At 34.0% G+C, this 22028-nt stretch carries 21 protein-coding genes; 5 read left to right on the top strand and 16 right to left on the bottom strand.

The window, feature by feature from the left end; all coding sequences use genetic code 11:
- Window positions 1-156 precede the first annotated feature (156 nt).
- Entirely contained in the window at window positions 157-729 is a 573-nt protein-coding gene (locus tag CN601_RS01045; RefSeq protein WP_218923224.1) for a TetR/AcrR family transcriptional regulator, read from the top strand.
- Between the two features lie 62 nt (window positions 730-791).
- A complete protein-coding gene (locus tag CN601_RS01040; RefSeq protein ID WP_098169705.1) occupies window positions 792-1460 on the top strand; it encodes a Rossmann-fold NAD(P)-binding domain-containing protein in 669 nt (222 codons plus the stop codon).
- 89 nt (window positions 1461-1549) lie between these two features.
- Here CN601_RS01040 and CN601_RS01035 read toward each other — a convergent pair whose 3' ends face one another.
- The 12 genes from CN601_RS01035 to gpr all read right to left on the bottom strand — a co-directional run bounded on the left by CN601_RS01035 (window position 1550) and on the right by gpr (window position 15249).
- Entirely contained in the window at window positions 1550-1744 is a 195-nt protein-coding gene (locus CN601_RS01035; protein WP_098120467.1) for a hypothetical protein, read from the bottom strand.
- Between the two features lie 143 nt (window positions 1745-1887).
- Window positions 1888-3222: a tRNA (N(6)-L-threonylcarbamoyladenosine(37)-C(2))-methylthiotransferase MtaB gene (gene mtaB, locus CN601_RS01030; protein ID WP_098120466.1), complete on the bottom strand. Its 1335-nt coding sequence runs from the start codon at window positions 3220-3222 to the stop codon at window positions 1888-1890.
- A 4-nt stretch (window positions 3223-3226) separates the two neighbouring features.
- Window positions 3227-3979 carry a 16S rRNA (uracil(1498)-N(3))-methyltransferase gene (locus CN601_RS01025; RefSeq protein WP_098120465.1) on the bottom strand — a complete coding sequence of 251 codons (753 nt, stop codon included), beginning with the start codon at window positions 3977-3979 and terminating at the stop codon, window positions 3227-3229.
- A gap of 1 nt (window position 3980) precedes the next feature.
- Complete coding sequence (gene prmA / locus CN601_RS01020) at window positions 3981-4931, bottom strand: 50S ribosomal protein L11 methyltransferase (protein WP_098120464.1); 951 nt, start codon at window positions 4929-4931, stop codon at window positions 3981-3983.
- Window positions 4932-5076: 145 nt separating this feature from the next.
- Entirely contained in the window at window positions 5077-6213 is a 1137-nt protein-coding gene (gene dnaJ, locus CN601_RS01015) for a molecular chaperone DnaJ (protein WP_098120463.1), read from the bottom strand.
- A gap of 252 nt (window positions 6214-6465) precedes the next feature.
- Entirely contained in the window at window positions 6466-8289 is a 1824-nt protein-coding gene (gene dnaK / locus CN601_RS01005; protein ID WP_098120461.1) for a molecular chaperone DnaK, read from the bottom strand.
- A gap of 87 nt (window positions 8290-8376) precedes the next feature.
- Complete coding sequence (gene grpE / locus CN601_RS01000; RefSeq protein WP_098120460.1) at window positions 8377-8964, bottom strand: nucleotide exchange factor GrpE; 588 nt, start codon at window positions 8962-8964, stop codon at window positions 8377-8379.
- Between the two features lie 57 nt (window positions 8965-9021).
- On the bottom strand, window positions 9022-10050 hold the full coding sequence (gene hrcA / locus CN601_RS00995; protein WP_098120459.1) for a heat-inducible transcriptional repressor HrcA: 1029 nt from the start codon (window positions 10048-10050) through the stop codon (window positions 9022-9024).
- A 145-nt stretch (window positions 10051-10195) separates the two neighbouring features.
- Window positions 10196-11332: a radical SAM family heme chaperone HemW gene (hemW, locus tag CN601_RS00990; RefSeq protein ID WP_098169703.1), complete on the bottom strand. Its 1137-nt coding sequence runs from the start codon at window positions 11330-11332 to the stop codon at window positions 10196-10198.
- 511 nt (window positions 11333-11843) lie between these two features.
- Entirely contained in the window at window positions 11844-13664 is a 1821-nt protein-coding gene (lepA, locus tag CN601_RS00985; protein ID WP_098120457.1) for a translation elongation factor 4, read from the bottom strand.
- A gap of 109 nt (window positions 13665-13773) precedes the next feature.
- The gene (locus tag CN601_RS00980; RefSeq protein ID WP_098169702.1) at window positions 13774-14124 is read right to left on the bottom strand and encodes a DUF3679 domain-containing protein; all 351 of its coding nucleotides are present in this window, start codon (window positions 14122-14124) and stop codon (window positions 13774-13776) included.
- Between the two features lie 24 nt (window positions 14125-14148).
- Window positions 14149-15249, bottom strand: coding sequence for a GPR endopeptidase (gene gpr / locus CN601_RS00975; RefSeq protein ID WP_098120455.1), 1101 nt, complete (start codon window positions 15247-15249; stop codon window positions 14149-14151).
- A 221-nt stretch (window positions 15250-15470) separates the two neighbouring features.
- Here gpr and rpsT point away from each other — a divergent pair, with 221 nt between their 5' ends.
- Window positions 15471-15737, top strand: a complete 267-nt coding sequence (rpsT, locus tag CN601_RS00970; RefSeq protein ID WP_098120454.1) for a 30S ribosomal protein S20 — start codon at window positions 15471-15473, stop codon at window positions 15735-15737.
- A gap of 52 nt (window positions 15738-15789) precedes the next feature.
- Here the strand turns inward: rpsT and CN601_RS00965 are convergent, their stop codons facing one another.
- Both CN601_RS00965 and holA read right to left on the bottom strand, forming a co-directional pair.
- A complete protein-coding gene (locus CN601_RS00965) occupies window positions 15790-16596 on the bottom strand; it encodes an aminoglycoside adenylyltransferase domain-containing protein (protein WP_098169701.1) in 807 nt (268 codons plus the stop codon).
- Between the two features lie 137 nt (window positions 16597-16733).
- A complete protein-coding gene (gene holA / locus CN601_RS00960; RefSeq protein ID WP_179865382.1) occupies window positions 16734-17738 on the bottom strand; it encodes a DNA polymerase III subunit delta in 1005 nt (334 codons plus the stop codon).
- Between the two features lie 211 nt (window positions 17739-17949).
- On the opposite strand from holA, the gene CN601_RS00955 reads away from it, so the two are divergent.
- Window positions 17950-18084 carry a YqzM family protein gene (locus CN601_RS00955; RefSeq protein WP_098120451.1) on the top strand — a complete coding sequence of 45 codons (135 nt, stop codon included), beginning with the start codon at window positions 17950-17952 and terminating at the stop codon, window positions 18082-18084.
- Window positions 18085-18134: 50 nt separating this feature from the next.
- Here the strand turns inward: CN601_RS00955 and CN601_RS00950 are convergent, their stop codons facing one another.
- Window positions 18135-20462, bottom strand: a complete 2328-nt coding sequence (locus tag CN601_RS00950; protein WP_098169699.1) for a DNA internalization-related competence protein ComEC/Rec2 — start codon at window positions 20460-20462, stop codon at window positions 18135-18137.
- Window positions 20463-20468: 6 nt separating this feature from the next.
- Window positions 20469-21095 carry a helix-hairpin-helix domain-containing protein gene (locus tag CN601_RS00945; protein ID WP_098169698.1) on the bottom strand — a complete coding sequence of 209 codons (627 nt, stop codon included), beginning with the start codon at window positions 21093-21095 and terminating at the stop codon, window positions 20469-20471.
- 89 nt (window positions 21096-21184) lie between these two features.
- Between CN601_RS00945 and comER the strand changes: the two genes are divergently transcribed.
- On the top strand, window positions 21185-22000 hold the full coding sequence (gene comER, locus CN601_RS00940; RefSeq protein ID WP_098120448.1) for a late competence protein ComER: 816 nt from the start codon (window positions 21185-21187) through the stop codon (window positions 21998-22000).
- Window positions 22001-22028 lie beyond the last annotated feature (28 nt).

Below are 22028 nucleotides of genomic sequence, written 5' to 3'. Positions count from 1 at the left end.
AATTTTACTATTCCCTAATCACATTCGATAATTCATCTCAATTAGAAACTAACCACTTCTTTTATTAGTATTTTTTAATGTTTTTCTACATAATCTAAATAATCATTTTTCGGCTTTAAAATTGACTATAAATGAATAATCATTTATTATTTGCTCATGAGACTTAGAGATGAGAATAAAACAGAAGCAATTTTTAACGCTACGATTCAACTTGTAAATGCAATTGGTTTTTCAGAAATATCTATTTCAAAAATCGCTAAAAAAGCAAATGTATCTGCTGCAACCATTTATATTTATTTCGAAAATAAGGAGGACATGTTAAAAGAGTGTTATCTAAAATCCAAACGATTAATGAGTGACTCCGTTATTAAAGGCGTTGACAATACTGGATCTACTAGACAACAATTTGAAAATTATACAAGAAACTTCGTTGAATTTATTATGAAGAATAGTGATTACTTCCTCTTTATAGAACAAGTATCTAACTCACCTTTACTACAAAATTGGTGCCTTGATGAAAGCTCTAATCTGTTTACCCCAGTCTTTGACATGTTTGAAAACGGAAAAAAACAATTATTAATTAAACAAGAAGACATTAATTTACTAATTATGTATTCGATGTTACCGATCTCACAATTAGCAAAGAGTCATATTAAAGGTCAATTCAACCTTGATGAAAGTACTCTTAATAAAGCTATACAGATGAGTTGGGATGCTATTAAAGCATAACCCTCATCTTCTTCACTAATAAATGAATGTTTATTTATTAATAAAATATGGGAGGTTACGTTATGAAAGTTATACTTTTTGGAGCAACTGGAATGGTTGGTCAGAGTGTTTTAAAAGAATGCTTGCAAAATTCAACTGTCAATTCGATTTACTCAGTTGGTCGCAGTGTGACTGGAATTCAACACGATAAATTTCATGAAATTAAACAGAATAATCTGTTGGATTTATCTCAAATTGAAAATCAGTTAACAGGATTTGATGCTTGTTTCTTTTGTCTTGGCGTATCATCCTTTAGGATGTCAGAGGAAGAATATCGCAAAATTACTTATGATCTTACAATCTCAATCGCGCGCACATTATCGAAATTGAATCCGCAAATGACTTTTATTTACGTTACAGGTTCTGGCACTGATAGCACGGAAAAAGGTCGCACTATGTGGACAAGAGTAAAAGGAAAAACAGAAAATGACTTATTAAAATTACCGTTTAAGGGTGCATATATGTTCCGTCCCGGCGCAATTATTCCACATAAGGATATAAAATCAAAAACAAAATTATATCAAGGCATTTATGACATAACAAAACCGATTTATCCTGTTCTAAAAAAACTCTTCCCGAACTCGATAACAACTTCCGAACAAATTGGTCGAGCAATGATCAATATTGCAAAGGATGGGTACCCTAAACCATTTATTGAGGTTGAAGATATTAATAGAGCAGCATTAGATTAAGGAGCAGGGATAGGGAAAAAACCAAACCTTACCGTAATGGGAATGTTTGGTTTTTTTAGTTCCTATACCCTAAGCTCGATTTGCTATTATCATGTATTCAAATATGGAGCACCGCGTCTTGTGTTTGCTGCGGATGATGCATCATCACTTGTATCTAAGTATGGGCTACCACCATCGTCATAATTAATTTTATTAGAATCATTCTCACTCGTATCTAAGTATGAGTTAGTAGCAACATGGATATGGTTATCGTCAGTATCTCTTGATCGTTTGTGTTTTGTCATATGAATCACCTCCGTATTTATATTTTGTATGGATGTTTGGAATACATACTAAATAGTTCGGCCATTTTTTATCAAGCCAAAATAAAAAAGGATAGATGCCCTAGATTTTTACTAGAATATCTATCCTTTTATTTATATAGTTCTTAGTTAACAGTAACGTCTTCTAAAACTCGGACAAATTCACCTTTATTTACTGGATAACCAGCTTCGGCGATTTTGACTTTTACAATTTTACCGATCATGTCTTCTGTTCCTTCGAACACGACTTTTAGATAATTGTCTGTGTAACCAATCAATTGTCCTTCAGTACCATTTTCCGTATATTTTTCTTCCGGAATAACTTCTAAAACATCTCCATCAAACATTGATGCGTATTCTTTTGCAAGTTGATTTGATAATTCAATTAAACGGTGTACGCGTTGATTTTTAATTTCTTCGTCAACTTGATCTTCCATACGTGCAGCTGGTGTACCAGTACGTTTTGAATATGGGAATACGTGTAATTCTGAGAATTTATTGTCTAGAATGAAGTTGTATGTTTCCATAAACTCTTCTTCAGTTTCACCTGGGAATCCTACGATTACATCAGATGTAATTGAACAGTTTGGTAATACTTCACGTAATTTTTCAATTCTTTCAGCAAATTCAGCCATAGTATATTTACGACGCATACGTTTTAAGACAGTATCAGATCCTGATTGTAAAGGTACGTGTAAATGACGTACTACAATATTTGAATGACGAAGTACTTCGATTACTTCATCTGTAATTTGACTAGCTTCGATTGAAGAAATACGAACACGCTTTAAGCCTTCAACTGCTTGTAGATCTTTTAATAGCATTGATAAGTTGTAATCCTTCATGTCTTGACCGTATCCACCAGTATGAATACCAGTTAAAACGATTTCTTTATAGCCTGATTCAACTAATTGAGTTGCTTGTTTAACAACTTCCTTTGGATCACGTGAGCGCATTAAACCACGAGCCCAAGGAATAATACAGAACGTACAGAAGTTATTACAGCCCTCTTGAATTTTTAAAGAAGCACGCGTACGATCTGTAAAAGCAGGCACGTCTAACTCTTCATAAACTCGAGCTTTCATAATATTTCCTACGCCATTAATTGGTTGACGTTCTACGCGAAATTGTTCAATATAATCAAGCATCTTAGTACGATCCTGTGTACCAACAACAATATCCACCCCAGGAATCGCCATGATTTCCGCTGGAGATGTTTGTGCATAACATCCAGTTACACAAATTACTGCATCTGGGTTTTTACGCACAGCACGTCGTATTACTTGTCTACTTTTTTTGTCACCTGTATTTGTAACTGTACACGTGTTAATTACATAAACATCAGCTTTACTTTCATATTCAGTACGATCATAGCCCGCTGCTTTAAACAGCTGCCAAATTGCTTCTGTTTCGTAATGGTTAACTTTACAGCCTAATGTATGAAAAGCTACTTCTGGCATTTCTTCACCTCATTAATTCAAAATGAAAGGAGGCAGCAGCTAAAACATAAAATGGTGCAGTTTCAGTACGTAAAATTCGTGGCCCAAGTCCACATAACATAGCACCTTTTGCTTCTAGCTGATCAACTTCTTTATCAGACAAACCACCCTCTGGGCCGAACACGACTAATAATCGCGAGCCTTCTTTTAATGACTGGAATGTTTGAACAAGCCCTGCTGATTCTCCTATTTTTGCACTTTCTTCATATGCAACAATACACGCATCATAATGCTGTATTGAGTTAAGTAATTGTTGAAAAGAAACTGGTTGTTCAACAGTTGGCACTATAAATCGGTAAGATTGTTCAGCCGCTTCCTTTGCAATCTTTTGCCATCTTTCAACTTTTTTACCAGCTTTTTTATCGTCTAGTTTAACAATTGATCTAGCTGCAGCAAATGGTAAAAAACTACTTGCTCCAAGTTCTGTACTTTTTTGTATGATCAATTCTAGTTTATCACCTTTTGGTAGACCACTAGCAATCGTAATTGATATTGGTAGTTCATTAGTATTCTCAACATATTCTACAACAGCAGCAGTTATTTGTTCACTAGAAATATTTGTAAGTGAACAACGAACAGTTGAAGATCCTTGTACTGTACAAATAATTTCTTGTTCTGGTTTCATGCGCATTACATTTGCGATATGATGTGCATCATCACCAGTTATTGTAACAGTATCATTCTGAAGTTGCGTTTCTTCTATAAAATATCTTTGCATATTACATTCCTTGAGCTGGTTTTTTTGCAATAATTGCAACCCAGTCATCTAAATGTAATACTTCCAACACTACAAAACCAACACGTTTTAATTCATCTTCAATATCTTGAAGCTTAGCCCCAATTATGCCTGAAGAAATAAATGTTCCACCTGGTTCTAAAACATTATATACATCGTCAACAAAACGAAGGATAATCTCAGCAAGTAAATTAGCAACCACAACTTGGAACGGTCCTTCAATACCTTGTAGTAAGTTACCTTGTCCAACTTTTACTACATCATCTACTTTGTTTAATTGAACATTTTCCCTAGCACTTCGAACTGCCACATCGTCTAAGTCATAAGCTTCGATATTTGAAGAACCAAGTTTAGCCGCTGCAATACTTAATACTCCTGAACCTGTCCCAACATCGATTACTCTGTCTGTTGATTTTACAACTTTCTCAAGGGCACGTATACACATTACTGTTGTAGGATGTGTACCAGTACCAAAGGCCATTCCAGGGTCTAACTCGATAATTAACTCGTCCGATGATTTTGGTACATACTCTTCCCAAGATGGTACAATTGTAAAACGATCTGAAATTGCGATTGGATGATAATACTTTTTCCAAGCAGTAGCCCAATCTTCTTCATTTACTTCATGAACAGCAAATGTATTTTTACCTAAATCAATATCAAACGCTATTAAATTATTAATTGCTTCTTTAATTCCATCGATCGTATCGTTTAAAAAACTATTCACAGGAAGGTAAGCTTTAACGATTACACCTTCCTCTGGATAATCTTTTGGGTTAAGTTGGTAGATTTCACCGTAAACCTGTGCTCGCTCCTTCGTCAAATCAAACACATCCTCAATGACAACACCACTTGCACCAGCTTCGTGTAAAATATTAGAAATCGGTTCAACCGCATCCTGTGTAGTGTGAATACTTAACTCTGACCATTTCATTAACTACCAACTCCATTCATACTCTCTTCTATACTTGGCAATACCCTCTAATCATAATCAGATTTAGAGGGTGCCATTTTATAACTTCTTCTATTTAGTGTTTCCACTTTTTACCTATACTAACGTACTGAATTAATAACTTATTTTACTGTTCGCCAAAATTCTTTACTGCACGTTTTAACTTTGTAAAGAAAGAATCATGTTTATCGTCTTTTTGACCTTTACCAATATTATAAAACTCTTCAAGCAATTCTTTTTGACGGCTTGTTAGTTTTGTTGGTGTGATAACTTTTACGATAACGTGCTGATCACCTTGACCATACCCACGCACATCTTTAATTCCTTTACCTTTTAAACGCATTCTTGTACCAGTTTGCGTTCCAGCAGGAATTTTTGTTTTAACTTTACCATGTAATGTTGGAACCTCAACTTCATCACCTAATGCAGCTTGTGCAAAAGTTAATGGAAGTTCACAGTAAACATCATTTCCATCTCTTTCGAAGAATTCATGCTCACGTACATGGAATGCAATATACAAGTCTCCAGCAGGACCACCATTTTTACCTGGTTCTCCTTGACCTGAAAGACGAATTTGTTGTCCGTCATCAATACCAGCTGGTACTTTTACCATGATTTTCTTACGAGTTTTCACTCGACCAGCACCATGACAAGTATTACATTTATCTTTAATCATCTGTCCAGTACCTTGACAGTGTGAACATGTCGTACGATTTACAATACGTCCAAATGGCGTATTTTGTTCAACACTCATTTGACCTGAACCATGACAATGATTACATGTTTCTTTTGACGTACCAGGCTTCGCACCTGATCCGCTACATGTATTACAAGTTTCTTCAGTTGGAATTTCAATTTCTCTTTCCATTCCAAATGCCGCTTCTTCAAACTGAATTGTCATTGTATATTGTAAATCAGCTCCAGCTCTTGGTGCGTTCGGGTCACGACGACGTCCACCGCCACCACCACCAAAAAACTGACTGAAAATATCTTCAAAGCCACCGAATCCGCCGCCGCCAAATCCGCCACCACCGAATCCTTGGTTTGGATCTGTATGACCAAACTGATCATAATGAGCGCGTTTTTGATCGTCTGATAAGTTTTCGTATGCTTCTTGTACCTCTTTAAACTTTTCAGGTGCATCAGGATCCTTATTAACATCCGGATGATATGTTTTTGCTAATTTACGAAACGATTTTTTTATTTCATCTTGTGATGCACTTTTACTCACGCCAAGCACATCATAGTAATCACGTTTACTCATAGTGTTTCAATCCGCTCCTTTCACATAAAGAATATTTTAACATATCCTAAGCTTTTCTTAAAGAAAAAGAAAAAGTCAAAGCCAAGGCTTCCCTGACTTTGACTTCCCTCTTTTTTTAGATATATATATTGTCTAGTTCCAAGCGTTAGCCCCTCGAGGTCATAAGCCCAAGTATGATAAAAGTAAAAACCAACTTTTCTCATACTTGTTCTTATGCTTTTTTTGGGCTGACCAAACGCCTTCCACTTTTCTTTATTTCTCGTCCTTAACTTCAGTAAACTCAGCGTCTACTACATCGTCTTGTTTCGCTTGGCCTTCAGCGCCACCTGCAGCTTGCTGTGCAGCAGCAGCTTGCTCATAAAGCTTCACTGTTAAAGCTTGAACAATTTCAGAAAGAGCATCTTTCTTCGTACGGATATCATCTAAGTTACCAGCTTCTAAAGCAGCTTTTAATGCGTCTTTAGCTTCGTTAGCTTTCGTAACTTCAGCTTCTTCAACTTTACCTTCAAGATCTTTTAAAGTTTTCTCTACTTGGAATACTAGTTGATCCGCTTCGTTTTTAAGATCTACTTCTTCTTTACGTTTTGCATCAGCATCAGCATTTAATTCTGCTTCTTTTACCATGCGTTCTACTTCTTCGTCACTTAAACCTGAAGAAGATTGAATTACGATATTTTGTTCTTTTTGAGTACCTAAGTCTTTTGCACGTACAGTTACGATACCATTTTTGTCGATATCAAACGTTACTTCAATTTGTGGAATTCCACGTGGTGCTGGTGGGATATCCGATAATTGGAAACGACCTAATGTTTTATTGTCACTAGCCATTGGACGCTCACCTTGTAGAACATGAATGTCTACAGCAGGTTGATTGTCAGCAGCTGTTGAGAATACTTGAGATTTACTAGTTGGGATTGTCGTGTTACGGTCGATTAATTTCGTGAACACACTACCCATTGTTTCAATACCTAATGATAATGGAGTTACGTCTAGTAATACTACGTCTTTAACATCACCTGTTAATACTCCACCTTGGATTGCAGCACCTAATGCTACTACTTCATCAGGGTTAACACCTTTATGTGGTTCTTTTCCAGTTTCTTTCTTGATTGCTTCTTGAACAGCTGGAATACGAGTTGATCCACCTACTAAGATTACTTTATCAATTTGGCTAGCAGATAAGCCTGAATCCTTCATTGCTTGACGAGTTGGGCCTAAAGTTCTTTCTACTAAGTTGTGAGAAAGCTCTTCGAATTTTGCACGAGTTAAGTTTAACTCTAAGTGTAATGGACCAGCTGCACCCATGCTAATGAATGGTAATGAGATTTGAGTTGCAGTAATACCTGATAAGTCTTTTTTCGCTTTTTCAGCAGCATCTTTTAAACGTTGTAAAGCCATTTTATCTTGGCTTAAGTCAACGCCATTTTCTTTTTTGAATTCAGCTACTAAATGGTCGATAATTACTTGGTCAAAGTCATCTCCACCAAGACGGTTATCACCAGCAGTTGCTTTAACTTCGAAAATACCATCTCCTAATTCAAGGATCGATACGTCGAATGTACCGCCACCTAAGTCATAAACTAGGATTGTTTGGTCTTCATCCATTTTATCTAAACCGTATGCTAATGCAGCAGCAGTTGGTTCGTTGATGATACGCTCTACTTCTAAACCTGCGATTTTACCAGCATCTTTAGTTGCTTGACGCTCAGCATCGTTGAAATATGCAGGTACTGTAATAACTGCTTTCGTTACTGCTTCACCTAAATAAGCTTCAGCTGATGCTTTTAAGTTTTGAAGAATGATTGCAGAGATTTCTTGTGGAGAAAAATCTTTGCCTTCAATGTTTTCTTTATGAGTAGTACCCATATGACGTTTAATTGACATGATTGTGTTAGGGTTTGTAATAGCTTGACGTTTTGCTACTTCCCCAACTTGGCGCTCACCATTTTTAAACGCAACAACTGACGGAGTTGTACGTCCACCCTCTGGGTTCGGAATTACTTTTGGCTCTCCACCTTCTAATACTGCTACACAAGAGTTCGTTGTACCTAAGTCAATACCAATAATTTTACTCATTGCATGTTCCTCCTAAAATCTACAAAAGTTATCTTTTAGTATTTTAATTTTATATTTATATTAGCGTCTAAATAGACGCAAGTATGATTACTCGTTTACTTTAACCATTGATGGACGGATTACTCGATCCTTTAGTTTATAGCCTTTTTGAAATTCTTGTAGAACTTCATTAGATGGTTTAGAAGCATCACTTTCTTGCATAACAGCTTGATGGAAATTCGGATCGAATTGTTCACCAAGTGCTGGGATTTCTTCTACTCCTTCTTTCTTAACAGCTTCAACTAACAAGCGATAAACCATTTCCATACCTTGTTTTAAAGAAGCGGTTTGCTCTTCTGTTGCTTCAACTTGTAATGCGCGTTCGAAATTATCTAGTACTGGTAATAAATCAGATACTAAGCTTTGAGCACGATAAGTCATTAAAGCTTGTTGGTCTAAAAGTGCACGACGCTTATAATTTTCGAAGTCAGCATGTAGACGTAAGTATTTATTTTCCTTCTCATCTACTTCAGCACGAAGCTTTGAAAGCTCATCATCAATCGAATCAACTACTTCAGATTGTTCTTCTGTTTTTTCTTCTGTAAAGATTGAAGGCTCTTCAACAGTAGTTTCTTCATTCACTACTTCATCATTTACAGCTTCATCATTTAAAAGTTCTTCCTGACGTTCTGTCATGTCACCTTCACCTCCTAATTTTTTATATGTAATCCATTGTTTCTTTTCACAATGGATTTATTCAACATCCTTAGATGAAAATAATAAATTCAATTGTCCTGTGATTAAATGCATTAATGAAATTACTCGAGAATACTCCATTCGAGTTGGGCCTAATACTGCAATTGTACCAATTTGATCTTCACCTAAAGAGTAGGTTGCGCTAATGATACTTACATTTTCTAATCCAGACTTTTCATTTTCTTTACCAATCTTGACACTTAAACCCATCTGTTCAAACGGAATAATACTTTTTAGTTCATCTTGCTTTTCGATCATGTTTAACAATGCTTTCATTGTCTCAACATTATGAAATTCAGGTTGTGCTAAAATATTTGTTTTTCCACTTAAAAACAGTTTTTGTTCAATCGGTACGTCAATAGTGCCACCAATCATCTTAATAACACTTTCATAATTTGAAATATGCGAACGTAAGATCATTGCAATTTCCTTATAAAGCTTGTCATTTATTTGATGAATTGGAACATTTACTAGTCGCTCATTTAAAATATTTACCATTTTTTCAATATCACTCATCGATACACCAGGTGGTATTGTAACTGTTCGATTTTTAACAATCCCTGTGTCAGTTACAATAATTGATACGGCTGTATTAGGTCCTATTGGAATTAGCTGAATATTTTTAACCCTATTTTCAGTAACCTTTGGACCGAGTGCAATTGTTGTGTAATTTGTTAAATCAGATAATATATCAGCCGAATTTTTAACTAGCTTTTCTATTTCAAAAATACGCTCGGCAAAAATACCTTTTATCGAACGAACTTCATCGTCATTAACAAGCTGTGGTGATAACAAATGGTCTACATAAAAACGATACCCTTTTTCAGAAGGGATTCGACCCGCAGAGCTATGAGGCTTTTCAATATATCCAAGTTCCTCCAAATCAGCCATCTCATTTCGTATCGTCGCTGAACTAAATGAAATACCTTCTTTTTTAGATAAACTTCTTGAACCTACAGGTTGTGCCATGCGAATAAAGTCATCGATAATAATTTGTAGTATCAATAACTGTCTTTCAGTCAACATGTTTATCACCTCTATTAGCACTCTTGTCTAGTGAGTGCTAAATATATTATTAACTTAACAAATCCTTTTTACTATGTCAAGAGAAGTGCAAAGGATTAAAAAGGAACTGAGGAAAAGTTAATTTCCTACCTTTCCCAACGTCCACCTAAATTAAAAATGCTTGAAATACTTCATTTCCTAGAAGTTTTCCTTTATGAGTTAGTCTAAGGAATTCTCCATTCATCTCAACTAATCCATCTTTATTTAGTTTTTCTATTACATTCGGAAATACTTCATTAAAGTTTGAACCAAATTTTTCTTGGAATTTTCTTTCCGATACTCCTTGCATTTTTCGCAAACCTAAAAACATTTCTTCTTCCATTTTTTCTTGCTCAGTTACTGTATGTTCATGTACAATCGGCACACCAGCCTCATCAATCAATTGAAAATATTTCTTTAACGGACCAGCATTTGAATATCGAATTCCATTTATATATCCATGTGCACCAGCACCAAATCCAAAATATTCATCATTATTCCAGTAAACAAGATTATGCTTACTTTCAAGGCCATTCTTTTCAAAATTGCTGATTTCATATTGATGAAAACCTTTTTCTTCTAAATACTTCATTAAAAAGTCATACATAGCTGCTTCATCTTCTTCAGGAGCCGGCTTAAGCTTGCCCCTATTCATTTCTATGTAAAAAACTGTTTTCGGTTCAATAATTAATGAATACGCTGAAATATGCTGAATTGGTAACTCCATCGCTTTATCCAATGAATCAACGAATTGTTCCATCGTTTGACCTGGCAGGGCATACATTAAATCAAGATTAATATTATCAATTCCAACCGCTTTCGCTGTTTGAATGGCTTCTTCTATTTCATTAGGTGAATGAGTTCGTCCAATTTTTTTAAGTAGACCTTCATCAAATGTTTGTGCCCCAAAGCTAATTCGATTCACTCCACCATCTTTTAAAATTTGTAGCTTTTCTTTTGAAATTTCATTAGGATTACTTTCAAAAGTCATTTCAATTCCTTTTTTTCCTTTTATGATATGGTTGTTAATCATATCAACTAACACTTGAGTTTGATCTAATGTTAATGCAGTTGGCGTACCTCCGCCTACAAAAACTGTTTTCAAGTCAGTTATCGGATTTCTATTTAAACTTTCAATAATTTCTTTCTCCAGATATTCTAAATATTGATCAACCGGCTGACGGTCCATCATAAATTTATTAAAGTCGCAGTAGTAACAAATCTGCTGACAAAATGGTATATGAATATAAACGGAAGATGCCATACCTTCTCCTCTTTTCTATGTAACGAAAAGCCCCTGATCCGATACCATCTTAGGTGCAGATTCAGGGACTTTTGCTGATTTTAACTTTTTTGATTGTATATCTTCTTAAAATATTTGTCTAATTAATAGCTTTAGTATCATTAATCAGTATTAATTGTTTTTTTGTTTTTATTCACTTCTTACGTTCTGTTAAAAAATTAAATATTATTACAAGCTGTTTTAAAAAAATTGTCAATTATTCAACCATATTTCCAATCAAGGAAGCTGTTTGATGTTGATTTCCACTACAGGATTCTCCCTTTCCATGGGGCGAGATTCTTGAGCCTTCTCGGCGGCACCTGCGGGGTCTTTAGCCTTCCCACATCTCCCATAGGTCGAGAACCCCTCCGTTCCAATCAACTTATTCAAAATAAAAAAGCATGGAATAACGAACCATACTAACTCTAAAAAAGCCCAATAACCGAATTTGGTTATTGGGCTTTTCTCAAGAAATCAATTATAAATTGTTTCCTTAGTCATCCATACGTAAAACAGCCATAAACGCTTCTTGTGGAACTTCAACAGATCCAACAGCTTTCATTCGCTTTTTACCTTCTTTTTGCTTATCTAATAGCTTACGTTTACGTGAGATATCCCCACCGTAACATTTAGCTAATACGTTTTTACCCATTGATTTGATTGTTGAACGAGCAACAATTTTTTGTCCGATTGCCGCTTGAACTGGTACTTCGAACTGTTGTCTTGGGATAAGCTCTTTTAGTTTTTCAACGATAATTTTACCACGATCGTAAGCAGAATCTCTGTGAACGATAAATGATAAAGCATCTACTTGCTCACCATTTAATAAAATATCCATTTTCACAAGTTTAGACTCTTTATATCCAATTAATTCATAGTCAAATGACGCATAGCCTTTTGTACTTGATTTTAATTGGTCAAAGAAATCATAAACAATTTCAGATAATGGAATTTCATAAGTGATTGAAACACGATTTGCATCTAAATACTGCATATCGATAAAGTTTCCACGTTTCTTTTGGCAAAGCTCCATGATTGCCCCAACATAATCATTTGGCACCATGATTTTTGCTTTTACATATGGCTCTTCCACTCGATCAATTGATTGAGGGTCAGGCATATGTGCCGGGTTATCAACTGTGATTGTTTCACCTTTTGTTGTGTAAACACTATATATAACACTTGGTGCTGTTGTAATTAGGTCAATTTTAAATTCTCGTTCAATACGCTCTTGAATGATTTCCATGTGTAATAATCCTAAGAATCCACAACGGAAACCAAAACCTAAAGCTTGAGAAGTTTCTGCTTCAAATTGAAGTGCTGCATCATTTAATTGAAGTTTTTCTAAAGCATCACGTAAGTCATTGTATTTAGCAGTATCAATTGGATATAAACCACAGAATACCATCGGGTTCATTTTACGGTAACCAGCAAGTGGCTCTGTTGCAGGATTTTCTGCTAAGGTAATCGTATCACCAACACGTGTATCTCCAACATTTTTAATTGAAGCAGTAAGGAAACCTACATCCCCAACTGTTAGTTCTTCTCTTTGAGTTGTACGTGGAGTGAACACACCAGCTTCAACAACTTCAAACTCTTTTCCAGTAGCCATCATCTTAATTTTTTGACCAACCTTAACCGTTCCTTCGACGATACGAATATACGCTACAACTCCACGGTATGGATCGAATAATGAATCAAAAATAAGTGCTTTTAATGGTGCATCTGGATCACCAGTAGGAGCTGGTACTTTTGCAACTACTTGCTCTAAAATTTCTTCAATACCGATTCCAGCTTTTGCAGAAGCTAATACCGCTTCAGAAGCATCTAAACCAATTACTTCTTCAACTTCTTGGCGTACTCGTTCTGGATCAGCACTTGGTAAGTCAATTTTATTAATAACTGGTAAGATTTCTAAATCATTATCTAATGCTAAATATACGTTTGCTAATGTTTGAGCTTCGATCCCTTGTGCAGCATCTACTACTAAGACTGCCCCTTCACATGCTGCTAAACTACGAGAAACCTCATAAGTAAAGTCTACATGTCCTGGAGTATCGATTAAATGAAGAATATACTCTTCACCATTTTTCGCTTTATATTGTAACTGCACAGCATTTAATTTTATGGTAATTCCACGTTCACGCTCTAAATCCATTGAGTCTAATAGCTGAGACTTCATCTCACGCTGAGTTAATGCATTTGTTTTCTCAAGAATTCTATCTGCTAATGTAGATTTTCCATGGTCAATGTGTGCGATGATTGAAAAGTTTCTAATTCTCTTTTGTCTTTCTGACCTTGACTCTTTATTCATTTCATCACTCCTAAATTTCTCGACAGCATAGATAGTTTTGATTATATCAAAAAAACAGGGCAATATTCAATCTCTATTAGCAGTATATGTCGAATGAAGTTTAGAAGGTCTAATTAAAGCTATCAATAATTGAAGGAATTTTTTCAACAATCTTTACCCCTTTTTCAGTTACATACGTAACAAAACGGGAAAGTCCTTTACCAACAACTGTAAAGTAATTAAATGCTCCTAATCTTTCTAAATGATCTTCTCTAACTGCTAGTCCATCCTTTGTATAATCTTTTCCAAACAGTACTGGACCAGCCTTTCCATCTTCTTTTGAAATTTTTACCACATCATCGACATGATAGTAATCTGTCGATGTTACTTTACTAATTCCGCCTTTTGCAATTTGCATACAAGTTATAATCGTAATTGAAAAAATAATGATTAATGAAAAATACCTAAACGCATATCTCATTTGCTTCTCCTCATTTATGAAATATTAATGAGTATATGAGCCAATATTGTCTTGATTAATTTTAGAATGTAGTGCCGCATTCATACCGCCAGCAATTATATTTGCCATATCCTCTATAAATGTATCCACTTCTTTTGGTGTAACCATTAGGTTATGACCAAGTGGTGATAGTACTTCATGAATTAATTTACGTTTTTCATTTTCTTCAAGTGTTCCTACAATCCCCATAAATGCCATTCGTTCTTTTTCATTAGGCATATCTTCCTCGGTATACTTCTTCTTTTCACCAAATGCCATTCCTGAAGGGATTAGCGCTTTCGCTGGCTTGTCTCCTTCTTTTATCTCTCGTCCAAAATGTTTTAAAATGAAGTCAATTGTGTCACTTGTAATTGCAACAGCATCAACAACCGTCGGAACACCTATAGCAATTACGGGAATACCTAATGTTTCCTTACTCAATTCCTTGCGTTTATTTCCGATTCCAGAGCCTGGATGAATACCATTATCTGTTATTTGAATTGTTGTATTAACTCGTTCAATAGATCTTGCTGCAAGTGCATCAATTGCGATTACAAAATCTGGCTTAACTTTATCAATGACTCCTGATATGATATCGCTCGTTTCAATACCTGTGATTCCCATAACTCCTGGAGATAAGGCACAAACTGGACGATATCCATCTTGAACACTTTCTGGCTGCAATTCAAAAAGATGCTTTGTAACAACTAAATTTTCTACAACCATTGGCCCGAGTGCATCAGGTGTTACATTCCAGTTTCCTAACCCAACAACTAAACATGTTTGATCTTCTGTAATACCTAAATTTTTAATAAAAGCCGAAAACTCGTTTGCAAAAACTTTTTCAACCTTGTCTTGAAGATCAGTATCTTGCTCACGAATACCTTGAACTTGTAATGTTAAATAATTCCCTGGCTTCTTCCCGATTCTTTCAGATGCAGATTCTTTAATATGAACATGAGAAATACTCACACCATCAACTTCACGTTCTTTAACGATTAAGCCGGTAATTTCTTCCTTTGTTTGTTCACGCTCCTCAAGCATCTCTTTTGCTTCTACTGCTAAATCTGTTCGAACACTATATTGACTTAAATCTAACTCGCTCATCTATCTAGCCTCCACAATACTCATCGAAATTTAACAAGTCTTTTCTTAACTAGTTTAGCTAGATGTTACCATTTCTAAACGAGTAGTTTAATTTTCTTTTAAAAAGGCGAAAATAGCTTTATGAATTTCTATTGCCAAATGAGACTTGTTTTGATAAAATAAGTTTTGTTCTATTTGTGTTCGAGGGCAAATTTCTCGAATGCATTCGGGAGGTGAAAGGTATGCCAAATATTAAATCAGCTATTAAACGTGTAAAAACAGCTGAGGCTCATCGTGCTCACAACGCATCTCTTAAATCAGAAATGCGTACTGCTGTGAAAACTGTTGAAGCTTTAGTTACTAATAACGAAACTGAAAAAGCGCAAGAAGCTTTATTAAACGCTTCTAAAAAATTAGACAAAGCTGCTAACAGCAATCTAATCCATAAAAACGCTGCTTCACGTCAAAAGTCTCGTTTAGCTAAACAAGTTAACGCTATGAACGCGTAATGAATTAAATGGTGTCTCATTTGAGACACCATTTTTTCGTACAATTTTTAATTTAAAATAGCTTGTTACATTCTTCAATCATAAACTCCATATAACCTATTGCATCTTTTCTTCTTTTCAAAATCGATTTGTAAAAAGATTTTTTATTGTCGTTTCGTAATCTCATTGCCTCTTTAATAATCTTATGCCATCTATGTGGCACAGTCTTCAAAGCATATTCACCCGCTCCGACTTTCGAGGTAATATCTTTTTCTTTAAATGTATAATAAAGACGAGACACACCTAAAACGCCCCACTCAATACTCCTAACACTAACAAACAAACTTAAATAGTTTATATTAGTGAACTTCTGACTGTTTTTTACCCAATTAAGCCAATAAGAATTTAGATTTTCTCTCATATCAAATTGTAAGATTTCCCAGTTTATCGAAAGATCTAACTCTTCAATATTTATACCTTTTACTGTAATGCTGTATTTTTTTAATTGAAAAACATCTATGGAGTTCTTTTCAAACTTTTTAAACCCATGACACTTCCCATCATTGAATCGAATACTTAAAACTCCATCTTCATTTAAGGAAAGAAAATCTTTTGTACTTATATACCATCCGTCCAAAATGGTTTTAGAGTACTTTCTTTGCATATCCCGATGAATTTCTTTTAGGATTTTCAAATCTTTTTCAGTTACTTGACGATTTACAACAGCAATAAAATCGATATCGCTAATCCCATTCTTAAATGCACCTAATGTAGACGAACCATAAAGATAATACGAATGAAGAAAATTAGGTAATTTCAATTCAACGGTATCTAAGTATGTATTTAACACTCTATTTATATCATTAGGAATTCCCTTCATTCACCCTACCCTCCATAAATTTTTATTATTTTTAAGAATTTGTTCACTATATAAAAAGGCAGTCCAAATTTAATAAAAATGGTCTGCCATATTTTGCTATATATTTTTATAAACGATTATCAATTATTATTCCGGTTTTATTTATTTAACTGAAGAATCAACATTTCAAGGATCAAAATTTTATCACCTTGACCAGTCTTCATTTTATAATCAACTTCAGCAATTAATCTAATTGCTTCTTTCAACTCACTAACTTGGAAGTTATTTGCTTGCTTTTGTCCATAAAATACTCTACCAGGTGATACTCCAACTGATGAAGCAATTTGATTATTGGAATATCCGCTACTTGAAAATTGTTTTATTCCGTACAACAATCTAAATTGACTAGCTAATAATGCTACAATTTTTATTGGCTCTTCACCTATATATAATAATTCATGAAGGATTTTTAGTGCATCAGTCGTCTGTCTAACTGCTGTCTTTTCTATAAGTGAAAAAACATTTTGCTCAATCGTTTTTGCAACCATCATTTCTACAAGGTCTTCGGTTACTTCTCCTTCGTTTCCAATAAATAATTGAAGCTTCTCACATTCAAGTTTTAAAATTGATAAATTATTTCCAACTAGTAGCTTTAATTTTTCAATAGCCTCTTTAGTAATTGTTACATTTCCAATGAATTGTTCTTTAATCCAACCATCTAAATTATTCACTTCAACCGGGTGGCATTCAACTAACTCAACTTGTTTTTTTAATGCTTTTGTGACCTTTTTTCGCTCGTCCAACTTTTCATAAGGAGCAATAAAAACAACAGTTGTAAAGGGAGCTGGATTATCAATATAATCAAATAACGGCTCGATATCTTGTACAATTTTTTCCTTTTGAGCTGTTAAAAAAACACATGATTTTATAATAATGACTTTATTCCCACCAAAAAATGACGGTGTTTGAGCGTCCTCTAAAGCTTCACTTAAATAAGCCTCTTTTAAATCATACGTTTGATAGTTAAAGTCATCGACTTCTCCTTGTAAAGCCGCTTTCACGATTAAGTTTTCTGCTTCTTGAAGTAAAAAATCTTCAGTACCAACCAATAAATACATTGGAGACACATTCTTTTTCAATTTTTTATGTAAATCATTAATCATGTTTTGCTCCCCTACACTAATTTTCTTTATACAGTATAACATGTCCTACATGAGAAGGAAGAGATTAGTAAATACTAATCTCTAATTTATATTAACGTTTTAAATAAAGATCCGGTTTCTTTATTTAAAACGGTATAACTAAAACAAACATACTATGGATTTTTTAGTTATATTGATTTATACTAAAATTGTGAATTAGGAGGGGTTATTTGTGAATACATTTGAAAAAAACGTTCAAAGTAAGCGTAATGATTCTACAGATTCAGGCGTTGGCTTTGCTGTTTCATTTGGTTTCTTCGCTACTCTATTTATCATCGCAACGATTGTAGAATTCGTTGCACGATAATACATAGAATCAAATGGTGAGACTGCCTTGGCAGTCTTTTTATTTTTTTATTAATTTCTGTTCTTTTCTTTACGGTATGCTTTAAACACATAAAGGGTACCTTGACCACTTTTAAATTCATAAGTTATTGCGCCATTTTTATCAGTTCGTAGGATTTTAACATTATTTTTCTGTAGTCGACTAAGTACTTCTTGCTTCGGATGACCATAACGATTTTTTGTACCAACTGAGATAATACCAACTTTAGGCGAAACTGCCTTTAATAGCTCCTCAGAAGTCGATGTATTACTGCCATGATGCCCTATTTTTAAAACATCTACCTTTATATGTTTGTATTTAGAGATGAGCTCAATTTCACCACTTTCATCTAAATCACCCGTAAACAACCAGCTCTTCCCACCTATGTTTGATTTAATTACAATTGATCCATGGTTTTCCTCTCCTTTATAGTTTTTAATTGGAGAAATAACCTCAAAATAATTGCGACCTACTTTCCACTTCTTTCCTTCACTTATTTTCTTCACCTCAATCCCTTTATTAATTGCTAAAGTAATTCTTTCTTTTTCTGCTTCTGTAAATGTATGTTTGTTACCGACGATTAATTGTTTTACATGGAAAGATTGCAATACTTCTAGCCCTCCACCAATATGATCGATGTCACCATGTGTGAAGATTAATTTATCTATTTTACTTATTCCCTCTCCTTTTAATATTGGTATTAAAATATCGCTACCAGTAGAAAAAGGCTTTTTACGCTTCATCCAATCTTCTTCATTAATAATTAGTTTACCACCGGTATCAATTACATAGTTCCCCTTATTAAATGGCAGTTTAATAAGAATACAATCACCTTGTCCTACATCAATGAACATAACTTTTCCGATTGGATTAATAAAAGGGAAAAATAAATGTCCAATGATAAGAATGAAAAATCCAATTACACAATTAATAAATAGTTTCTTTTCTTTTTCAGATTCCATGAAATATAAAATTAAAAATATTAGCATTATATAGAGAAACAGAATCTCCCTTGACGGGTGTGTAAAAATTAATTTAATAAATGGTAATTGCATACAAAAACTAAGTAATTCATCTGACAAATTAATGAAAAACGTTAAAAGCATTGTAAAATAAACACTTATAGCTGGTGTTATTAAACTAAGACTAAAACAAATAATACAGAGTGGCATAACGATAAAACTGATAAATGGGATGAAGATTAAGTTGATAAAAATGCTATAAGGGGACAGTTCGTGAAAATTATAAAGTAATATAGGTATGGATACTAATTGAGTAATACCCGAAGTAAATAAGGCTTTGGCATACCATGTTTTATAATTCAAGATCTGCTTACTCGTTAAAATAAGCACAAAACTTGTCACAAAGGAAAATTGAAAGCCTAGATCATCTATGTAATTTGGTCTTATCAATAACATCACTATACAAGAAAGATATATGAGCGAAGTTAGATCCACTTTTATTTTTGCTAGTCTAAATATGCAAACTAAAGCCCCAATAATAACTGCCCTTACTACTGACGCTGATGCGCCTGCTAAAAAGCCATACGTAATAATACAAACAATGGTTATAAATAAACTAGTTTCTTTCGTTACACCTACTCTAATTAATAAAAAATAAATGCAAAGACTCAATAAACTAATGTGTGAACCACTAATAGCAAGTAAATGAACAATGCCTACAATCTGATATTGAGATTCTGTTTCTACGTTCATTTTTGAGCGATCACCAAATAATAGAGCATTTATATACCCTTCTGTAATGGAATCAAAATGCTCCTCAACATAGTTAGTTAAAGCTTGTCTGTTATAAACTATAGATTGAAGTAATGTTCGAGTTCCATTTTTACATTTCAGTAAACTATTTGGATCAGTTGTAATAGTCCACTGAATCCCTTGGTTTAATAAATATTTTTGATAATTAAATAAGTATGGGTTCGAATTTTTTTGAGGTAGATCAACATCACCAGTAACATCGCAAATCTCACCAATTTGTCGGTTTTGAAATACTTTTAATTGGTCTTTAGAATTAGCAAAGCTACTAAGTAAGACTTTTTGATTAGTAAGTTTAAATGTAAAAGAAATTTTATTTCCATCTATTATGGGGGAAGAAATAATTACACCTCGAACACTCTGAGCAGGTTTTGGGTTAGGAGAATTTATTATATTATTTTGTAAAAAACATATTAATGAGGTAATTAGGATCGAAATTAGACAAGTAAATAGAATTGACCATTTTCTTTTCATAACTAAAAATAAACTTAGAATAAGTAAAATCAATAAATAAATCAAATTATAATCTTTAAAAAGGACTGTTGTAATTATTTGTACGATAACTATATAAGCTAGATAAATACTCATTATAAATTATCGAATTAAAATAAATGGAGTCATTTGTTCAAGCGATTTTTTGCCAATTCCATTTACTGCATCTAATTGTTCAACTGAAGTTAGTGGCCCATTAGATTCAATATAATCTAAAATATTTTTTGCTTTTGTTGGACCAATTCCAGGTATTTTTTCTAATTCTGATTGTGTTGCATGATTAATATCAATTGCTACATTTTTTTCAGTATTATTATTAGTCGAAGCCATCGAAGCCGAAACACCCTCTGTTTCTTCACCAATCAATGGTACATAGATTACCATCTCATCAGAAACTTTTTCAGCTAAATTTACTTTATTCACATCCGCTTTCTTTTGAAATCCTCCTGCTAATTTGATTACATCAATAACTCGATCTCCTTCCTTGCATTCAATGACACTTGGCTTTTGAATTGCACCTTTTACATCAACCATGAAAACTTTTGATTGAGCTGGTGCACTGATTTCTTTGTTAGACTCGGTTTTCTTTTCTTCATCGTCCCTTTTTTCATGAGATCGATTTGCAAAAACAACCTCATTTTTACGCTCAGTTTGATAATAATTTACTATTAGAACTACTACAATTAATAGACAGAACCAAACTAGTTTATTGTGAATTAACTTTTTCATTTTCGTCCTCCGTTTTAACTTATATCATTATTTTCGACTTTTCATCATATAGTGTAGGAGAGAATGTATGCAAAGGAAGGGATGTACTCATGAACGTAGGCATCATAGGTACAGGAAATATGGGAACTATCTTGCTTAATGGATTTATAAAGTCGATTGCCTTGAAGCCCTCCCAGTTAACAATTACAAACCGTTCAATGTATAAAGCTTATGAGCTAAAAAATATATATCCTGATTTAAATGTTGTTGAGACAGCAAAAGAAGTCATCACCTCTTCAGAAATTGTAATCGTATGCGTAAAACCATTAGAAATACAACCATTACTTTCATCTTTACAAAAATATTTCACAAAAAAACATTGTGTTATATCGATTACAAGTCCAATAAATGTCGATCAATTAGAAGCCATTTTACCTTGTCAAGTTGCAAGAGTTATTCCTAGCATAACTAACCAAGCATTGAGTGGTGTTACTTTAGTTAATTTCGGAAAAAGGTGTACAGCCAAAAATAAGGAGCAAATTATCGAGCTATTTTCGAAAGTCTCTAAACCTGTTATGATTTCAGAGGATATTACAAGAGTCTCGTCTGATATCGCAAGCTGTGGACCGGCATTTTTTAGTTACTTACTCCAAAAATTTATTGATGCAGCTGTATGTCAAACATCCATTTCAAAAGAGCAAGCAACGATTTTAGCAGAAGAAATGATTATTGGGTTTGGAAAACTCATTGAACAAAAACATTTTACGCTTGAAACTCTTCAAGAAAAGGTATGTGTAAAAGGCGGAATTACTGGTGAAGGAATCAAAGTACTTGAAGCCCGAGTTGGGGACTTATTTGAAGAAATCTTTGAAAAAACACATAATAAATTTGATCAAGAAATCGAACGGGTTAAGGAGCAGTTTTGATTAACTTGTTGCTAATTGTACTTGTTTA

The organism is Bacillus sp. AFS017336 (assembly GCF_002555445.1).
In the GTDB taxonomy this organism is placed as follows: Bacteria; Bacillota; Bacilli; order Bacillales; family Bacillaceae_G; genus Gottfriedia.
The sequence above is the reverse complement of the archived record's forward strand: the minus strand, read 5'-3'. Positions and strand labels throughout refer to the sequence as shown.